The sequence below is a fragment of the Streptomyces sp. NPDC029151 genome (assembly GCF_055564315.1).
This window is the reverse complement of sequence record NZ_JBVHWQ010000010.1, coordinates 1-16,983: the sequence shown is the minus strand read 5'-3', so window position 1 is coordinate 16,983 and position 16,983 is coordinate 1. Positions and strand designations below refer to the sequence as shown.

8 protein-coding genes and 1 pseudogene are annotated in these 16,983 nt (G+C 71.6%); 8 read left to right on the top strand and 1 reads right to left on the bottom strand.

Features of this window, described 5'->3' with window-relative positions; all coding sequences use genetic code 11:
* Positions 1–348 precede the first annotated feature (348 nt).
* The 4 genes from ACZ4VF_RS30730 (at position 349) to ACZ4VF_RS30715 (ending at position 4,067) form a co-directional block, all read left to right on the top strand.
* Positions 349–1,581 (top strand): L,D-transpeptidase, encoded by a 1,233-nt coding sequence (locus ACZ4VF_RS30730; protein ID WP_467930342.1) that lies wholly within the window; start codon positions 349–351, stop codon positions 1,579–1,581.
* Positions 1,582–1,968: 387 nt separating this feature from the next.
* Complete coding sequence (locus tag ACZ4VF_RS30725) at positions 1,969–2,769, top strand: inositol monophosphatase family protein (protein ID WP_467930070.1); 801 nt, start codon at positions 1,969–1,971, stop codon at positions 2,767–2,769.
* Positions 2,770–3,156: 387 nt separating this feature from the next.
* Positions 3,157–3,702, top strand: a complete 546-nt coding sequence (locus ACZ4VF_RS30720) for a hypothetical protein (protein ID WP_467930341.1) — start codon at positions 3,157–3,159, stop codon at positions 3,700–3,702.
* A gap of 158 nt (positions 3,703–3,860) precedes the next feature.
* On the top strand, positions 3,861–4,067 hold the full coding sequence (locus ACZ4VF_RS30715; RefSeq protein ID WP_467930358.1) for a hypothetical protein: 207 nt from the start codon (positions 3,861–3,863) through the stop codon (positions 4,065–4,067).
* 63 nt (positions 4,068–4,130) lie between these two features.
* Here the strand turns inward: ACZ4VF_RS30715 and ACZ4VF_RS30710 are convergent.
* Positions 4,131–4,692 (bottom strand): annotated as a pseudogene (locus ACZ4VF_RS30710) (Rossmann-fold NAD(P)-binding domain-containing protein); the annotation flags it as partial.
* A 531-nt stretch (positions 4,693–5,223) separates the two neighbouring features.
* On the opposite strand from ACZ4VF_RS30710, the gene ACZ4VF_RS30705 reads away from it, so the two are divergent.
* The 4 genes from ACZ4VF_RS30705 to ACZ4VF_RS30690 all read left to right on the top strand — a co-directional run.
* Positions 5,224–5,838 carry a helix-turn-helix domain-containing protein gene (locus ACZ4VF_RS30705; RefSeq protein WP_467930068.1) on the top strand — a complete coding sequence of 205 codons (615 nt, stop codon included), beginning with the start codon at positions 5,224–5,226 and terminating at the stop codon, positions 5,836–5,838.
* A gap of 5 nt (positions 5,839–5,843) precedes the next feature.
* The gene (locus tag ACZ4VF_RS30700) at positions 5,844–7,241 is read left to right on the top strand and encodes an MFS transporter (protein ID WP_467930066.1); all 1,398 of its coding nucleotides are present in this window, start codon (positions 5,844–5,846) and stop codon (positions 7,239–7,241) included.
* Positions 7,242–7,668: 427 nt separating this feature from the next.
* Positions 7,669–14,409, top strand: a complete 6,741-nt coding sequence (locus ACZ4VF_RS30695; protein WP_467930065.1) for an amino acid adenylation domain-containing protein — start codon at positions 7,669–7,671, stop codon at positions 14,407–14,409.
* 48 nt (positions 14,410–14,457) lie between these two features.
* The coding region (locus ACZ4VF_RS30690; RefSeq protein WP_467930064.1) for a non-ribosomal peptide synthetase at positions 14,458–16,983 on the top strand (2,526 nt) is incomplete at its 3' end.

Sequence of the window (16,983 nt, the reverse complement as noted above, 5' to 3'; positions counted from 1 at the left end):
ACGGACCGACGACACTGCCCGTGCCCTGCTCTCGACGCCGACGCCGACGCCGACGCCCGAGCACCCCCTCGCGCACCGCGTGCAGGACCGCGTCGTGGTGCCCCAGTCCTCCGGGCCGGCCCTCCATCGTGGCCCCGGCGAAGCCCTCAGGTCGGCCGTCCATCGTGGCCTTGACGAAGCCCTCGGCGCATCGTGTCCTTCAACACAAACAACTCGTTTCCGGATGGATGCACGCCTATAACTGGTTTGGGACTAATTGCGCTGCAAGGCGCTCAGTTCGCAATTGTGCAAAAACCAGTGGCATGGGAGAAGCGTTTGATCACGGTACGTAAACGACGCACCGGACTGATGGCCGCGGCCGGCGTACTCGGCGGCGTACTCGCAGTCACGGCCCTCGGCGGTACCAGCAACGCTGCGACCGGCCCCGACGACACCGGTAATCGCCCGGAACCCCAGGCGCAGACGCAGGCGGGTCAGGCGGGTCAGGCGGGTCGGACGGCCGCCCAGGATGCTTCGGACGCCCGAATAAAGATCACGCCCGGGCAGGGCGCTCACCAGGTCGGCACCGAGGACCCCGTCCGGGTCACCGTCAGTGACGGCAAGCTCACCAAGGTGACCATGACCGCCGTCGCGACAGGCGCCGAGATCCCGGGCACCCTGTCCGAGGACGGCATGTCCTGGAAGCCGGACAGCGGGCTGGCGGAGGCCACCAAGTACCAGATCGCCGCCGAGGCCGTGGACACCCAGGGCCGCTCCGCGACCGAGAACGCGACGATCTCCACGGTCTCCCCGGCCAACGACCTCATCGGGCACCTCTCGCCCTTGAACGGCTCTACCGTCGGCGTGGGCATGCCGGTGACGTTCAATTTCGACACGGCGATCAGCGACAAGGCCGCCGTGGAGTCGAAGATCCAGGTCAGCTCCAGCAGCGGCCAGCGGGTCGTCGGCCACTGGCTCAACGACGGCCGCCTGGACTTCCGCCCCGAGAAGTACTGGAAGCCCGGCTCCACCGTCACCGTGAAGCTGGATCGCGACGGTATCCGGAAGACGGTCACGTTCAAGATCGGCCGGAGTCAGATCAGCACGGTCGACGCCGCGACGAAGAAGATGACCGTCGTACGGAACGGCAAGACGATCAAGACCATCCCGATCTCGTCCGGCAGCCTCGAGCATCCGACGTACAACGGTCGGATGGTCATCTCCGAGAAGTTCTGGCACATCCGTATGAACGGCGCGAGCGTCGGCCTCACGGAGAAGGACGGCAAGCCCTCGTACAACATCGAGGCCGTCCCGCACGCCATGCGCCTGACCGACTCGGGCACGTTCATCCACGGCAACTACTGGGGTGCGGACTCCGTCTTCGGCAAGGCCAACACCAGCCACGGCTGCGTGGGCCTGAAGGACGTCAGGGGCGGCGGCGACGGCAAGCAGCCCGCCGCGTGGTTCTTCGACAACTCGATGACCGGTGACGTCGTGATCGTCAAGAACTCCGGGGACAAGGCCACCTTGGCTCCGGACAACGGCCTCAGCGACTGGAACATGCCGTGGAGCAAGTGGGTCGCGGGCAGCACGACCCGCTGAGCCGGCCTGCTCCCGGGGTCACGGGCAGGGCATCGACGCGAGTCGTCCTGTCGCCGCGGCCCAGTGGTGGGCCGCGGGTCGGATCCCCGGGGGCGCCACCGGCGGCGAGCCCCTGGTGAGCGGCGGTGGCGTCGGGCGGTGCGCGGCACGTGGCCGCCGGGCTCCGGATCGGGGGAGCGGTCGCGGATCGGCGTTGCCGGGCGGCCACGCGGCAGCCGCGGTGCCTTTGCTCCGCCTTGCCGCCCTCCTCGGCAGTGTCCGGCCCGGGCAGTGGTAGCCGCCTTCCTGCCCCCGGAGGCCGAGGGCGGTCCGTGCGGCGTCGCAGGCTGGGTGCGCTGACCGGAAAGTTCGCCGGGGCGTGGGCTTCGCCCCGATAATCTTCACGGCGTGATCAACTCATATGTGAGCTCCGACGATGCCGCAGTGGCGACAGCCGCGGCGAGGGCCGGCGCGGACGTGGTCCGCGCCCTGTACGGCCGCCGTCTCACCCGCATCGACAAGGGCGGCGGGGACTTCGCCACCACGGCCGATGTGGAGGCCGAGAAGACGATCCTCGACGTCATCCGTGCCGCACGGCCCGATGACGCGGTGCTCGGCGAGGAGAGCGGGCAGCAGGGCGGCGCCGACGCAGTGCGCCAGTGGTTGGCGGATCCCCTGTGCGGCACGTTGAACTACGCCGCCGGCGACATGCTGGTGGCCGTCAACGTAGCGCTGCGCAACGGGGCCGCGGCGGTGGCCGACCCGTTCAGCGGCGAAGTCTTCTTCACCGACGGGGTGACTGCCCGGGTGCGGAACGAGGGGTCCGACGACGCTCTGCTGACACCCTCGTCCGCTACCCGATTGGTGGACGTCAACCTGGACCCGCCGTTCCCGAGTGCGCCGGAATTCCGGGCGGTGGACCTGCTGGCCCACCCTGAGTTCGTCGAACGTTTCCGGCCGCGCGTCGTCTCCACGACGCTGGCGCTGGCCTGGGTCGCCGCCGGCAGGCGCGCTGCGTACGTCACCGACGGAGGTGACCTCTCCGGAAGTGTTCATTTCGCGGCCGGTATCGCTCTGTGCCGGGCCGCCGGCTGCGTTGTCACCGGGATCGACGGCGCCCCGATCGGTGAGGCGGGGCGTGGGCTCGTGGCCGCCGCCGACGAGGAGACCCACGGGACGCTCATGTCGTTGATCCGTGGGCGCAGTTAGCGCTGTGACCGCACGACGTTCGCCGGGATGAGTCAAACTGCGGCTGCGGCTCCTGTCCTGACGGTTTCACAGAGGTGTCGACAGACCTGCTCGTCGAATCGGGCGGTCCAGTCGCGCTCCGGTGAGCCGGCCGCGGATCTCCGGGCCGGTTCCCACGGGTCGGGGACCGCGCCCGGGCGACTTGTGCCGGAGGTTTCTCCATCTCCGTGCGCCTGAGGAGTCCGGGGGAGCGGCGCGGCGGGATCAATTCCGGTAGCCGAGATTTCCGGCGTCAGCTGTTGATGCTTGCACTTGCGTTCGGCGCCCGTCCCGGGAAGAGTCTCATCCGATGAACGCCCTTCGGCGTGATGTCGTACGAGCTCGGGGCGGGGCAGAGAGATGTGCGTGATGGATGCGGCGGCCAAGGAAGCCGTCGTTGCCCGGTTCCTCTGCGCATACCCACGTCTGGAGCAGGTGGGATGTGACCACCCCGCCCTGCTGGGCTGCGCAGATGTCGCTTGGTCGCAGCTTCCCGGATGTCCCGCCGGGATACCGGTCCTGTTCCGTGGGCTCCTCGACCGGGAAGCCGCCCCCGAGGCCCTGCGCGCGCTGAACAACGTCTTGATGAACAGCGTCTTCCACGTGAGCGCCGCGATGGCAGCAGCCCTGCCCTTCGTGATCCGTCTGGCAGCCCTCCCCGACATCGCCGTGCGCTCCGGCCTGGTCGATCTCCTGGTCGTCGCGGCGGAGCTGTCCCAGCCTGTCGACACGGACAACGAGGGCCAAGTCCGGTTGCTGGGCAGCGAACGCGATCACCCGGAACGCGCAGCATGCAGGGCCGCCTTCGCCGCACACGCTGCCGCGCTGCGCGCACTGTTGGAGGACGACACCCTTCCGGACGGACTGATCGGCACGGACGACCGCACGTGCCTGCTCAAAGCTCTTGAACCCTAGAACTTCCCCCCGGGCCGGACGATCTCCAGGCACGGGCCCCGGCCGCACGGACAGGCTCCTGACCCGGAGCAGCCCTGACCCATCCCACTGAAGTCGGCCGCCCGGACGAGCCGCAGCCCTCGTCTGTTCTCCCGCGGACCTGGGCCTATGCTTGCGCCATGCGACGGCAGGAACGATGGGTCAAGGCGGCCGGCTGGCTGGCGGTGTGGGCGGTGTTCACCGTCGTCATGCGGTTCGTCACCGAGTTCGCGGGCATCTACGAGGGCTGGTGGGCCACCGCGGTGACGGCCGCGTCGGTGGTGGCCTTCTGGTGTCTGGGTTCGTGGTGGCGTTCCCGCGGGGAGCGCGACACCGCAGCGCAGTAGCCGGACGACGAACTCGGGGTACCGCACCGCGAGTTCAGCGACGGCCGTGAGTTCGACATCATGACGCTCACCGTCCGCACGGACGAACGTCTGCGCGGTCGGCGGAGCCCCCGCGATCACCCAATCTGCGCGGGAGACCAGCCGGTTCGGTTCGTCGGGGCCGTGGAAGCCGGTGAGCGGCACCCACGGTCCACCAGCGCTGTCGTTACTCCCAGCGCCTTCAGTGTGCGGCCGATCGGGCCCGAGCCGACCACGCACGCGCGCGTGCCCGCCACCCGCCGGGTCTCCCGGTGCCGCCAGACCCGCTCCCCCTGATGTTCCAGCGTCCGCGGCAGGTCCTTGGCGACCGCCGTGGCACCAGGGCCGCGACGTACTCGGTGATCGGCCGGTCGGCGATCCCGCGCGCGTTCGTCACCACCGTGTCCGACGCGACCGGCTCCGGGCACATCGGATGGCCCACGCCCGCGCGCGGGGTCGTAGGGGGAGGCCCCGGCGTTGCGGTCGGCTGCGCCCGGGCGGTGTCGCGGACGGTGTGCGAGTGATGCCCCGCGGACGATGGCCTGGTGGCGAGCCGGCCCGCCGTCAGGGCCCTGCTGCGCCATGTGGCCGGAGAGCCGCTGCGCATGCTCCGCGTCGGAGGCCACGACGACGGCGAAGCCCCGCCGGTGGTGAGCAGGCGGTCACGAGGTCCCGCCCGCGGACGTCCCGTACGGACGGATCCCTCGGCTGAGCACTGGCCAACTCGCGCGCCCCGGCCGCATTGCGGCCGAGGCCGACCGCGCGTCTCGCCGCCCTGGACCAGCTTCTGCCGAACGCCGCACGGTCCAGCCTTCCCACGACGGGCCGGCCCGGTCCGGCCGCCGCGTTCGCCTCCCGGCAGCGGGTCCCCGGGCGAGCGACCGTCCGAGTGCGCCGGGGACCGATGGCGCTGCGGGACTGCCCAAGTGGCGCCTGCGCCCGTCGAGTCGGCGTACCGGGGCGGACCGGCCCAGGGCGCGGACCGGCCCAGGACGCGGACCGGCCCATGGCGGGGCGGGGCTCCAGCCGACGCGGCATCAGGCCACGTACCGACGGTTCCAAGCCACATACTCGACTGCACAGAAGTCTGTGCACAGAAATCTATGCACAGAAGTCTTTGCCAACTAGCCTGGTCCGCATGGAACATCCCGAGCAGCCCTCCCAGGTCCAACTGAACGCTCGCAACCTGCGAGGCGTCGCGCATCCGCTACGGGTGCGGATACTGACGGTCCTGCGGACGGAGGGGCCGGCCACGGCCACCACGCTCGCCCGGCGGCTCGACCAGAACACCGGCGCGACCAGCTATCACCTGCGCCAGCTCGCCGAGTACGGCTTCATCGTCGAGGCACCGTCCCGGGGCGGACGCCGTGAGCGCTGGTGGCAGGCGGCGCACGTCAACACGGTCGTACTGGACGACTCGGTGCTGACCGGCGGAGAGGGCCTCGGTACCGCCTACCTGCAAGCGCTCGGGCAGGTCTGGTCCGACGCGATGACGACCGCCATCGAAGCGACCGCCTCGCTGCCGCCGGAGTGGCGCGAAGCCCAGGACTTCGGCGACTACGTGCTCACACTCACCCCCGCCGAGGCCCAGGAGCTGTCGGCCGACATCCACCGACTGCTCCGCCGACGCAACGCGGGCCCGGAACCCACGGGTTCTCCGCTGCCCGAGGGTGCGGCGCGGGTCGCCTTCCAGTTCCAGTTGTTCCCGACCAGTGCGGACCGGCACGTCTCCCACCCCCCGGACTCGGAGTGAGAAAGATGACCTCTCGGCACGCGGCCGCCCAGCGGGCGGCGGACAGCGTCACACGCACGCCCTCCCCGGACGCTCCGGCCGACGGACCCCGGGTCCTTCGCGGACTGGTCGGCATGCTGTCGGCCAACGCGGCGGCCCTGTCGGCCAACCGGGTGCTCTCCATCGCCCTGCCCTGGTTCGTCCTGACGACGACCGGCAGCGTCGGCAAGACCGGTCTGGTCGCCTTCTGCCAGATCGTGCCGTACGTGATCGCCCAGGCGCTGGCCGGGCCGATCATCGACCGGATCGGCCCCAAGCGCATCAGTGTCGCCGGCGACCTGGCCTCCACCGTCGCGACGGCCACCGCCCCGTTGCTCTACCTCACGGGGCACCTGTCCTTCGGCCTGCTGCTGGGGCTGCTCGCCGTCGTCGGTGCGGCGGACGGCCCGGCCAACGGGGCCAAGGGGCTCTTCGTGCCGGCGGCGACCCGCGCGGCCCGGGTACCACTGGAACGGGGAACCGGCCTGTCGACGGCGGTCGAGCGAACCGCGACGACGATCGGGCCCGCCATCGCCGGCGTGGTCGTCGCCTCCTTCGGCAGCCTCTACGCCCTGTGGATCACCGCCTGCCTGTTCGGCGTATCGGCACTCGTCGTCTCCACCACCCTCAGCGACCCCGCTCCCGAGCCGCACGAGACACCGGTCGAGGAGGCCGAGGGCTACCTCTCGCGGCTGCGGCAGGGCGCCGTGTTCCTGCGTGACGCCAGGCTGCTGCGGTCCATCGTGTGCATGCTCGCCGCGACCAACCTGCTCGACCAGGCGTTCATGTCCGTGCTGCTGCCGGTCTGGGCGAAGGAGACGGGCAACGGCGCGGAGGCCGTGGGCCTGGTGGTCAGCGTCTTCGCCGCGACATCGATCGTCGCCGCGCTCGTGGCCGCGGGAGTGGGCGAGCGGCTGCCCCGGCGTGCCGTCTACCTGATCGGCTTCACACTGGGTGGCGTCCCGCGTTTCGTGGCCATGGCCACGGGCGCGCCGCTGTGGCTGGTCCTCGCGGTGCTGGCGATGGGAGGCCTGGGGTCGGGCTTCGTCAACCCCATCGTCGGTGCCGTGACGTACGAGCTGATCCCCACCCCGCTGCTGGGACGGGTCAAGACGCTGGCCCAGGCCGTCACCTGGGCGGGCATCCCGTTCGGCGGGCTGCTGGGCGCGGGGCTGGTCACGGTGGCGGGCACCTCGGGCGCGCTGTGGATCGTGGGCGGGCTCTACCTCGTCGCCATCGGCGTGCCGGCCCTGAACCGGGGGTGGTCGGACATGCGCAAGCGGACGGTGACCGACGCGAGCCCTGTCGGTACCGCGCACGAGAACGGGAGTACGGCCGGTACGGTGCCCGCCCCCGGAGCGGAGGTGGCCGGGGCGGCCGCCTGAGCCGCGGTACGGAACCGGCGCCGACCGGGGGACCGCCCCGGCCGGCAGACGGCTTCCCGCGCCCGTCCCGGCCGGTGTGCCCCTTCTCTGTGTCCACCCCGGCCGGCGTGCTCGTTTCCTGCTCCCCCGGTCGGCCGCCGGCTCGGTACGCCCGCTCCCCGCACCCGTCTCACCGAGGCCCGCGGGGCTCCGCCCGGAGGCGAACCTCCACATCTCCCCGGGGCCGAGGGCGTAAGCATGGACGCCCGAGGGGCGGAAGCGTCGACGTCCGAGGGGCGGAAGTGTCCACGTCCGAGGGGCGGAAGTGTCCACGTCCGGCGGGCAGAAGTAACCAGTTATCTCGTCAAGATCGCTCTGCGAGCATCGGATTCGGCTGAGTTTCCGAGGGGTTTTCGCGAACGGTCGACGACGAGGAACTGGTGGACACATGACGACGAATCCGATGACGGCCGCGGCCTCCGGACAGGTGGCCGAGCAGGGCGGTTTCTCCCCGGCCGAAGCCCGCATCGCCGCGGTGTGGAACGCGGTGATCGGGACCGAGGTGACCGCGGCGGAGGACGAATTCTTCCGACTGGGCGGAACCCGCTCGACGGCGGCGGAGATGGCCCGCCGGATCGCGGAGGAATTCGGTTCGGAATTCGGCGCGGAACCGCTGCCCGAACCGTTGACGGTGCGGTCGGTGGCGTCCTTCCTCGCGGAGGAGGCCCTGCTGAGGGCCCGCCGGCTGTTCGAGTCGTGTGCCTCCGACGACCAGGAGGCGGTGGACGCCATGGGCGCCCTGGTGGGCGCCGGCGCGCCGGACGACGCGCCCGTCATACCCCGCGCGCCCCGCGAAGGGCGTCCGCTGGCGTTGTCGTTCGCGCAGCGCCGGCTGTGGTTCCTGGACCAGCTGGAGCCCGGCCGGGCCGAATACCTGATCCCCATGGGGCTGCGCATCAGCGGCCCGCTGGACGTCCCGGCGCTGCGTGCGTCGCTGTCGGAGCTGGTGGCCCGGCACGAGGTGCTGCGCACCCGCTTCGTCAGCGACGCGGACGGCAACCCGGGCCAGGTCGTCGACCCGCCCCGGCCGCTTCCCCTCGCCGTCCACGACCTGCGGTCCGTCGCCGGGGAACACGCGCGCGAGGAGGCGGCCACCGCGCTCGTGGACACCGAGGGCTTCCGCCCGATGGACCTCGGGACCGGACCGGTGGTACGCGCGCTGCTGATCCGGCTGGCCGACGACGAACACCTCCTGTCCCTGACGGTCCATCACATCGCGTTTGACGGCTGGTCGGCGGGAGTGCTGTCGCGGGAGCTGACCGAGCTGTACGGCGCGCGGGTCGCGAGCAGAGCCGCCGGCCTGCCCGAACCCCCTCTCCAGTACGCGGACTTCGCGGTCTGGCAGCGCCGGTGGTTCACCGGCGAAGTGCTGGACGGGCAACTGGACTACTGGCGCGAGCGGCTGGCCGGGATCGAACCGCTGGAACTGCCCACGGACCGCCGGCGGCCGGCGCGGCACAGCGGCAGGGGCGCCATGCTCACCTTCCGCGTGCCCGCGGAGACCGCCGACGGCGCCCGCAGGCTCTCCAAGGAGACCGGAGCGAGCCTGTTCATGACCCTCCTGGCGGTCCTCCAGGTGGTGTTGTCGCGCTACAGCGGCCAGGAGGACATCGCGGTCGGCACCCCGATCGCGGGCCGCAACCGCGCCGAGATCGAGAACATGATCGGCTTCTTCGTCAACACGCTGGTCATGCGGACCGACCTGTCCGGAGACCCGACGTTCACCGAGCTGCTGGCCCGGGTCAAGGAGACCGCCCTCGGGGCCTACGACCACCAGGACCTTCCCTTCGAACGCCTCGTGGAGGAGCTGGCGCCGCAGCGGGACCTGTCGCGCAACCCGCTGTTCCAGACGATGTTCGTCCTCCAGAACACCCCCGACAGCCGGTCGTGGGAGCTGCCCGGCCTGACCGTCCGTCAGCTCGACGTGACCGCCCAGGACTCCAAGTTCGACTTCACCTTCTACGCCACCGAGGCCGCCGACGGCGCTCTGGACGGCACCGTCGTGTACTCCACCGACCTGTTCGACGAGGCCACGATGGTACGGCTCGCCGGGCACTTCGAGACGCTGCTGGCCGCCGCCTGCGCCACCCCGGACGCCCGGCTGTCCGAGCTGGAGATGCTGACGGCCGCCGAGCGCCGGACGATCCTGGCGGAGTGGAACGGCGCCGACACCGACGCTCCGGACACGCTGACCGTGACCCGGTTGATCGGGGAGCGGGCCGCTCGCCACCCGGACGCGCCGGCCGTGACCTGCGGCACCGACCGGCTGACCTACCGGCAGCTCGACGAGCGGGCGGAGCGGATCGCCGGGTGGCTGCGCCAGCGCGGCGCCGGGCCGGGCACCCTGGTGGCGGTCTGCCTGGACCGCGGTACGGACATGGTGTGCGCGCTGCTCGGCATCCACAAGTCGGGCGCGGCGTACGTGCCGTTGGACCCCGCGTACCCCACCGACCGGCTCGCCCACATGGTCGAGGACAGCGGCGCCCCGTTGATCGTCACCCAGTCCGCGCACACCGGCCGCCTGCCCGCCCGTACGCCGACGCTGCTGCTGGACGGGCCCTGGCCGGAGCGGCCACGCGTCCCCTCCGCCGGTCCCGTGGCGCAGGCCGGTCCGGACGACCTGGCCTACGTGATCTACACCAGTGGTTCCACCGGTCGTCCCAAGGGCGTGCAGATCACCCACGGCGCCCTGCGGGCACGGATGCGCGAGACGTGCCGTGAGCTGGAGCTCACGCCCCAAGACCGGGTCCTGCAGTTCGCGTCGATCGCGTTCGACTCGTCGGTGGGCCAGATCTTCGCCCCGCTCGTCTCCGGAGCCGGTCTCGTGCTGCGCGACGACGCCTGGGACCCGGGCCGGCTGGCGGCGGCGCTGCGCGAGCACCGGGTCACGGTGGCCTGGCTCACCCCGTCGGCGTTCGGGGCGCTCGCCGCCGACCTGGACGGGCCGGACGCGCTGGGTCCCGAGCTGCGGCTGGTCCGGCTCGGCGGCGAGGCGCTCCAGCGGGAGCAGGTCCGGGAGTGGTTCCTGCACTGCGCGGTGCCACTGGTCAACGGTTACGGCCCCACCGAGGCCGCGCAGGAGGCGACGACGGCCAGGATCACCGGACCCGTCGAACGGGTGCCGATCGGCCGGCCGGTCGCCAACGCGAAGGTCTTCGTGGTCGACCGCCACGGCCGGCCGGTACCGGTGGGAGTACCGGGCGAGATGTGGATCGACTGCCCCGGACTGGCCCGCGGCTACCTCAACCGGCCCGAGCTGACCGACGAGAAGTTCACCGTCGTGGACGTGGACGGCGCACCGCGGCGCGTCTACCGCACCGGAGACCACGCCCGATGGCTGCCGGACGGACGGCTGGAGTTCGTGGGCCGCGCGGACAACCAGGTCAAGCTGCGTGGCTACCGCGTCGAACTCGGCGAGATCGAAACCGCGTTGCTCGCCCACCCCGCGGTCACCGGCGCCACCGTCATGCTCCGCGAGGACGTCCCCGGAGCACAGCGGCTGGTCGCGTACGTGGTGCCCGTGGGCCCCCTCGACACGAGCGCGCTGCGCGCCCACCTGCGGCGCGACCTGCCCGACTACATGGTGCCCACGGCCTTCGTACCGCTGGAGCGCATACCCCTCACCCCGAACGGCAAGACGGACCGCCGGGCGCTCCCCGCCCCCGCCTCCGACCGGTCCGGGCTGGGCGCCGTGTACACCGCGCCGCGCACGGAGGTCGAACGCACGGTGGTCGAGGTGTGGTCCGAGGTGCTGGGCGTCGACCGGATCGGTGTGCACGACGACTTCTTCGCGCTGGGCGGACATTCGCTGCTGGCCACCCGGGTCGTCTCGCGGCTGCGCCGGCGGATCGGCGCCGACGTCCCGGTGCGCACGCTGTTCAGCGCGCCGACCCCGGCACTGCTGGCCGAGGCCGTGACGGAGCTCGACGGCACCGGTGCGGACCGCATCCCGCCGGCACCGCGCGACAGCGGTCCGCCGCCGCTCAGCTTCGCGCAGCAACGACTGTGGTTCCTCGACCAGTTGGAGCCGAGCCGGGCCGAGTACCTGCTGCCCTTCGCCTTCCGCATCCGCGGCCCGCTGGACGTGGACGCCCTCGACGCCGCGCTCACCGCGGTGGTGGCACGCCACGAGATCCTGCGCACCCGGTTCGGCACGGACGAGGCCGGTACGCCGGTGCAGCTGATCGACCCGGCCGAGCCGGTGCGGACGCTCGTACGGGACCTGCGCGGGACGGGTGACGCCACCACCGGCGAGGACGCCCTGGCGGAGGTGCTGCGCGAGGACGCCCTGCGGCCGGTCGACCTCGGCACCGGACCGATGCTGCGCGCGCTGCTGGTCCGGCTGGCCGACGAGGAGCACGTCCTCGCGGTCACCGTGCACCACATCGCCTTCGACGGCTGGTCGGTGGGCGTACTGGTGCGCGAGCTGTCCGCGCGGTACGCGCAAGCCGTCTCGGACCGGTCCGGCACGTCCGGGCCCGGACCGCTGAAGGTGCAGTACGCCGACTACGCGGTGTGGCAGCGCTCCTGGTTGTCGGGCGCGCCGCTGGAGCGCCAGCTCGCCTACTGGACCGAGCGCCTGGACGGACTCGAGCCGCTCGAACTGCCGACCGACCACCCCCGGCCCGCGGAGCGCGGCGGACGGGGCGAGGCGGTCCGGTTCTCGGTGCCCGCCGAGATCGCCGCCCGCGCCCGCGCGGTGTCCGCCGAGAGCGGCGCGAGCCTGTTCATGACCCTGCTGGCGGCGTTCCAGCTGCTGCTGGCCCGCTACAGCGGGCAGCGCGACATCGCGGTGGGCACGCCGATCGCGGGCCGCAACCGCGCCGAGACCGAGGACCTGATCGGCTTCTTCGTCAACACGCTGGTCCTGCGCACCGACCTGTCCGGAGACCCGACGTTCACCGAGCTGCTGGCCCGGGTCAAGGAGACCGCCCTCGGCGCCTACGACCACCAGGACCTGCCCTTCGAACGCCTCGTGGAGGAACTGGCCCCCGACCGGGACCTGTCCCGCAACCCGCTGTTCCAGACGATGTTCGCGTTGCAGAACGCACCCGGCGCGGACGCCTGGAACCTGCCGGGCCTGTCGGCGGAACCAGTGGAAGCGCCGGTCCGGGACGCCAAGTTCGACCTGTCGATGTACCTCGCGGAGGCGGCGGACGGCACGCTGGACGGCGCCGTCGTCTACGCCGACGACCTGTTCACCGAGGACACCGCCCGCCGCATGGCCGGTCACTTCACCAACCTGCTGGCCGCGGCCACGGCTCGCCCGCACGGCGCGCTGTCCGAGACGGAGATGCTGGACGCCGGCGAACGGCACCGCATCCTCACCGAGTGGAACGACACCGCCTCGCCCGTCCCGTCGGCGACCCTCCACGGACTGTTCGAACAGCGGGCGGCAGAGAAGCCGGACGCGGTGGCCGTCGTCTGCGGCACCGAGACCTTGACGTACCGCCAGCTCGACGAGCGGGCCGACCGCCTCGCCCATCGGCTGCGCGCCGTGCCGGGCATCGGTCCCGACGTACCCGTCGGCGTCTGCCTGGAACGCTCGCCCGCCATGGTGTGGGCACTGCTCGGCATCCTCAAGGCCGGCGCCGCGTACGTGCCACTCGACCCGGAACACCCGGCGGAGCGGCTGGCGTACCTGGTGGCGGACTCCGGCGCGCCGCTGATCGTCACCGACACGGCGCACGCCGCCCTGCTGCCCGACGGCCCGGAACTGCTGGCCGTGGACCGGCCCGCCGACCTGCCGGACACCCTCCCCGCGGACGCGCCGGAACCCGTCGCGGAACCCGGCGACCTCTGCTACCTCATCTACACCAGCGGCTCCACGGGCCGCCCCAAGGGCGTCCGCATCGAACACCGCGGAGTGGTCAACTACCTGGCCGGGATGCAACACGCATTCCCGCTCGCCCCGGGCGAGGGGTTCCTCCAGGCGACACCGCTGTCCTTCGACGTCTCGGCGTACGAGATCTTCTGGCCCCTGTGGCAGGGCGCCACCGTCGTCCTGGTGCCCGGCTCGGACCGGCTCGACATGGCCGAGGTGTCCCGCCTGATGCGCGCCCACCGCGTCGTCGGCCTCCACTTCGTGCCGAGCCTGCTGGACCTGTTCGTCTCCCGGGTACGGCCCGAGGACTGCACCCACCTGCGGTATGCCTTCGCCAGCGGCGAGCCGCTCCAGCCGACGCTGGTGAGCCGGTTCACCGAACGCTTCCCCGGCGACCTCGTCAACCTGTACGGCGCCACCGAGGTCTCGGTCGACACGACGTACTGGCGGGCATCGCGCACGAACCCGGCCGGACCGGTCCGCGCGGGCCGGCCCATGGTCAACCAGACCGTGTACGTCCTCGACCCGGACCGCCGTCCCGTGCCCGCGGGGGTGCTCGGCGAGGTGTACCTCGGAGGCGACAGCGTCGGACGCGGCTACCACCGGCGGCCCGAGCTGACAGCCGAGCGCTTCGTCGCCGACCCGTTCCGCGGCGGCCGGATGTACCGCACGGGCGACCTCGGCCGGTTCACCGCGGACGGCGAACTTGACCTGCTGGGACGCATCGACCGTCAGGTGAAACTGCGGGGCGTCCGCGTCGAACTCGGCGAGATCGAGGCGACACTGCTCACCCATGACCCCGTCGGAGCCTGCGCGGTGGTGGTCCGGGAGGACACACCCGGCGACAAGCGGCTCGTCGCCTACTGCGTGCCCGCGCCCGGCGGCACGCTGGACGCCGGCGAACTGCGCGAGTGGGCCGCCGCACGCCTGCCACGCGCCCTGATGCCGTCCGCGTTCGCCGTCCTCCCGGAACTGCCGCTCAACCGGAACGGCAAGGTCGACCACGCGGCACTGCCCGCCCTCGAGGGCGGCGACAGCGCGGCCGGATACACCCCGCCGAAGGACGAGATCGAGGCGGAGATCGCCGGAATCATGGCCGCCGTGCTCGGCGTCGAACGCGTGGGAGTCCACGACGGGTTCTTCGACGCCGGCGGTCACTCCCTGCTCGCCATCCAGCTCGTCAACCAGGTGGAGTCGGTGACCGGGGTCCGTATCGGACTGCGACGCCTTTTCCAGTCGCCCACCGTCATCGGCATCAAGCGACAGCTCATCGAATCGTTCGACGCGCAGGAACAGGATTCCTGAACCAGCGGCCCACTGCCCACGCGACAAGACGGAAGAGGACGGAACACCATGGGCGAGAACTCGGTCGAGGCACGGCTGCTGTCCCGCATGCGGCGGCGCGCGCAAGCGACCCGGATCGTGCGCGCCGACCGGAAGGCCGAACCGCAGCCGCTGTCGTTCGCGCAGCAACGGCTCTGGTTCCTGGACCGGTTGACGCCGGACAGCGCGGACTACCTGGTGCCGACGGCACTGCGGGTGCGTGGCGCGCTGGACGTCACCGCCCTGGGCACCGCACTGACGGGTCTGGTGGCCCGGCACGAGGTGCTCCGGACGGCGTTCCCGGCGGACGACGACGGCACACCGCGGCAGGTGATCACCACGCCGTGGCCGGTGGACGTCACGGTCCACGACCTGCGGGCCGAACCGGACGCGGAGACCCGCGCGGGCGAGCTGCTGCGCGCCGAGGCCACGCGACCGTTCGACCTGGCCGCCGGCCGGCTCCTGCGGGCCGCAGTGATCCGGCTGGAGGACGACGACCAGTACCTCCTCCTGACGCTGCATCACATCGTGTCGGACGGCTGGTCGTCCGGGATCCTGGCGCGCGAGCTGCGCGAGCTGTACGCGGCCGCTGTCACCGGACGTGAGACGTCGTTGCCGGAACTCGCGGTCCAGTACGCGGACTTCGCCGTCTGGCAGCGGGAGCAGCTCAGCGGTGACGTCCTGGAGGCGCAGTTGGCGTACTGGCGCGAGCGCCTCGCCGGTGTCGCACCGCTCGATCTTCCCACCGACCACCAGCGTCCGGCGCTGCCGAGCGGCGACGGAGACGTGGTCACCTTCTCGGTGCCGGCGGAGGTGACGGAGGCACTGCGGGCGACGGCGAGCGGGCAGGGAGCGAGTCTGTTCATGGCGCTGCTGGCCGTGTTCCAGATCGTGCTGGCCCGTTATTGCCGGCAGGACGACATCGCGGTCGGCACCCCGATCGCCGGCCGCAACCGCGCCGAGATCGAGAACGTGATCGGCTTCTTCGTCAACACGCTGGTCCTGCGGACCGACCTGTCCGGCGACCCGACGTTCACCGAGCTGCTGGCCCGGGTCAAGGAGACCGCCCTCGGCGCCTACGACCACCAGGACCTCCCCTTCGAACGCCTCGTGGAGGAACTCGCCCCCGACCGGGACCTCGCCCGCAACCCCCTCTTCCAGACGATGCTCGTCCTCCAGGCACCCGGCAGCGCGGAGGGCCGGGCATGGGAGCTGACGGGCACGCGGATCGAACCGGTCGAAATCGAGCGGGGCGTCGCCAAGTTCGACCTGACGCTCACGGCGGTCGAGTCGGCGGACGGCCTGCGCGCGGTGCTGGAGTACCGGACGGATCTGTTCGAGCGGGCGACGATCGAGCGGTTGGCGGGTCACTTCGGGACGCTGGCCGCGTCGGTGGCGGCGGCGCCGCGGGCGCGTCTGTCCGAGCTGAACATGCTGACGGCGGGGGAGCGGCAGGAGATCCTCGCCGACTGGAACGGTGTCACGGGCCCTTACCCGGACACGGCGACGATCCATCAGCTGATCGAGGAGCGGGTCGCCACGCACCCCGACGCGATCGCGGTGACCTGGGGCGACCGTGACTGGTCGTACGGGGAGATCAACGCGCGTGCGAACCGGCTGGCTCATCACCTGCGCGGTACCGGTGTCGGCCCGGACACGCTGATCGCGGTCTGCCTGGACCGTTCTGCCGACCTGATCGCGACGTTGCTGGGCATTCTGAAGGCCGGTGCCGCGTTCGTTCCCCTGGACCCGGAGTATCCCACCGACCGCATCACGTACATGGTCGAGGACGCGAATGCTCCGCTCGTCATCACGAGTACGGCTCTGGAGGGGCGCATCCCGGAAGGGTTCCCGCGGCTTCTGGTCGACTCGCAGTGGCCGGCCGGTCCGCAGAGCAATCCTGAGCCGGTGGCTTCGCCGGATGATCTGGCGTACGTCATCTACACGTCCGGTTCCACCGGCAGGCCCAAGGGGGTGGCTCTGGAGCACCGGGGTGTCGTGAACTACCTGCACTGGTGCGACCAGAACTATCCCGCTGGCCCGGACGGCGGGATCGGTACGATTCTGTACTCGTCGGTGACGTTCGATCTGACGATCACGGCGTTGTTCCTGCCGCTGATCCAGGGCCAGCAGCTCGTCATTCCCGTGACGGGGCCGGAGCGGACGGCGTTCGACGCGGCCATCGACCTGATCTGCACGAACACCCCGATCAGTTTCCTGAAGGCCACGCCTTCCCACCTGGAGGTGCTCGCCGCTCACCTGGACAGCCGTGGGGCCCGGCACCGCATCTCCACGATCGTCGCCGGTGGTGAGAACCTGACCCCGCAGCTGGTCGCGCGGCTGCTGGAGAGCGGCAGTACGCGGACGACGATCAGCAACGAGTACGGTGCGACCGAGGGTTCGGTGGCGAACGTGATGAGCCTGACCACGGCGCCCGACCCGCACGGGGCAACCACCACCTTGGGCCGGCCGATCACCAACACCACCGCCTACGTGGTGGACCACCACAACCAGCCCGCACCGGTCGGTGTCCCCGGCCACGCCCTGCTCGGGGGT

What these genes read in the sequence shown, in the direction of transcription:
- ACZ4VF_RS30730 (WP_467930342.1), top strand. Translation starts at nt 349, where the DNA reads ATGGCCGCGGCCGGCGTACTCGGCGGCGTACTCGCAGTCACGGCCCTC.
- ACZ4VF_RS30720 (WP_467930341.1), top strand. Translation starts at nt 3,157, where the DNA reads ATGGATGCGGCGGCCAAGGAAGCCGTCGTTGCCCGGTTCCTCTGCGCA.
- ACZ4VF_RS30715 (WP_467930358.1), top strand. Translation starts at nt 3,861, where the DNA reads ATGCGACGGCAGGAACGATGGGTCAAGGCGGCCGGCTGGCTGGCGGTG.
- ACZ4VF_RS30705 (WP_467930068.1), top strand. Translation starts at nt 5,224, where the DNA reads ATGGAACATCCCGAGCAGCCCTCCCAGGTCCAACTGAACGCTCGCAAC.
- ACZ4VF_RS30700 (WP_467930066.1), top strand. Translation starts at nt 5,844, where the DNA reads ATGACCTCTCGGCACGCGGCCGCCCAGCGGGCGGCGGACAGCGTCACA.
- ACZ4VF_RS30695 (WP_467930065.1), top strand. Translation starts at nt 7,669, where the DNA reads ATGACGACGAATCCGATGACGGCCGCGGCCTCCGGACAGGTGGCCGAG.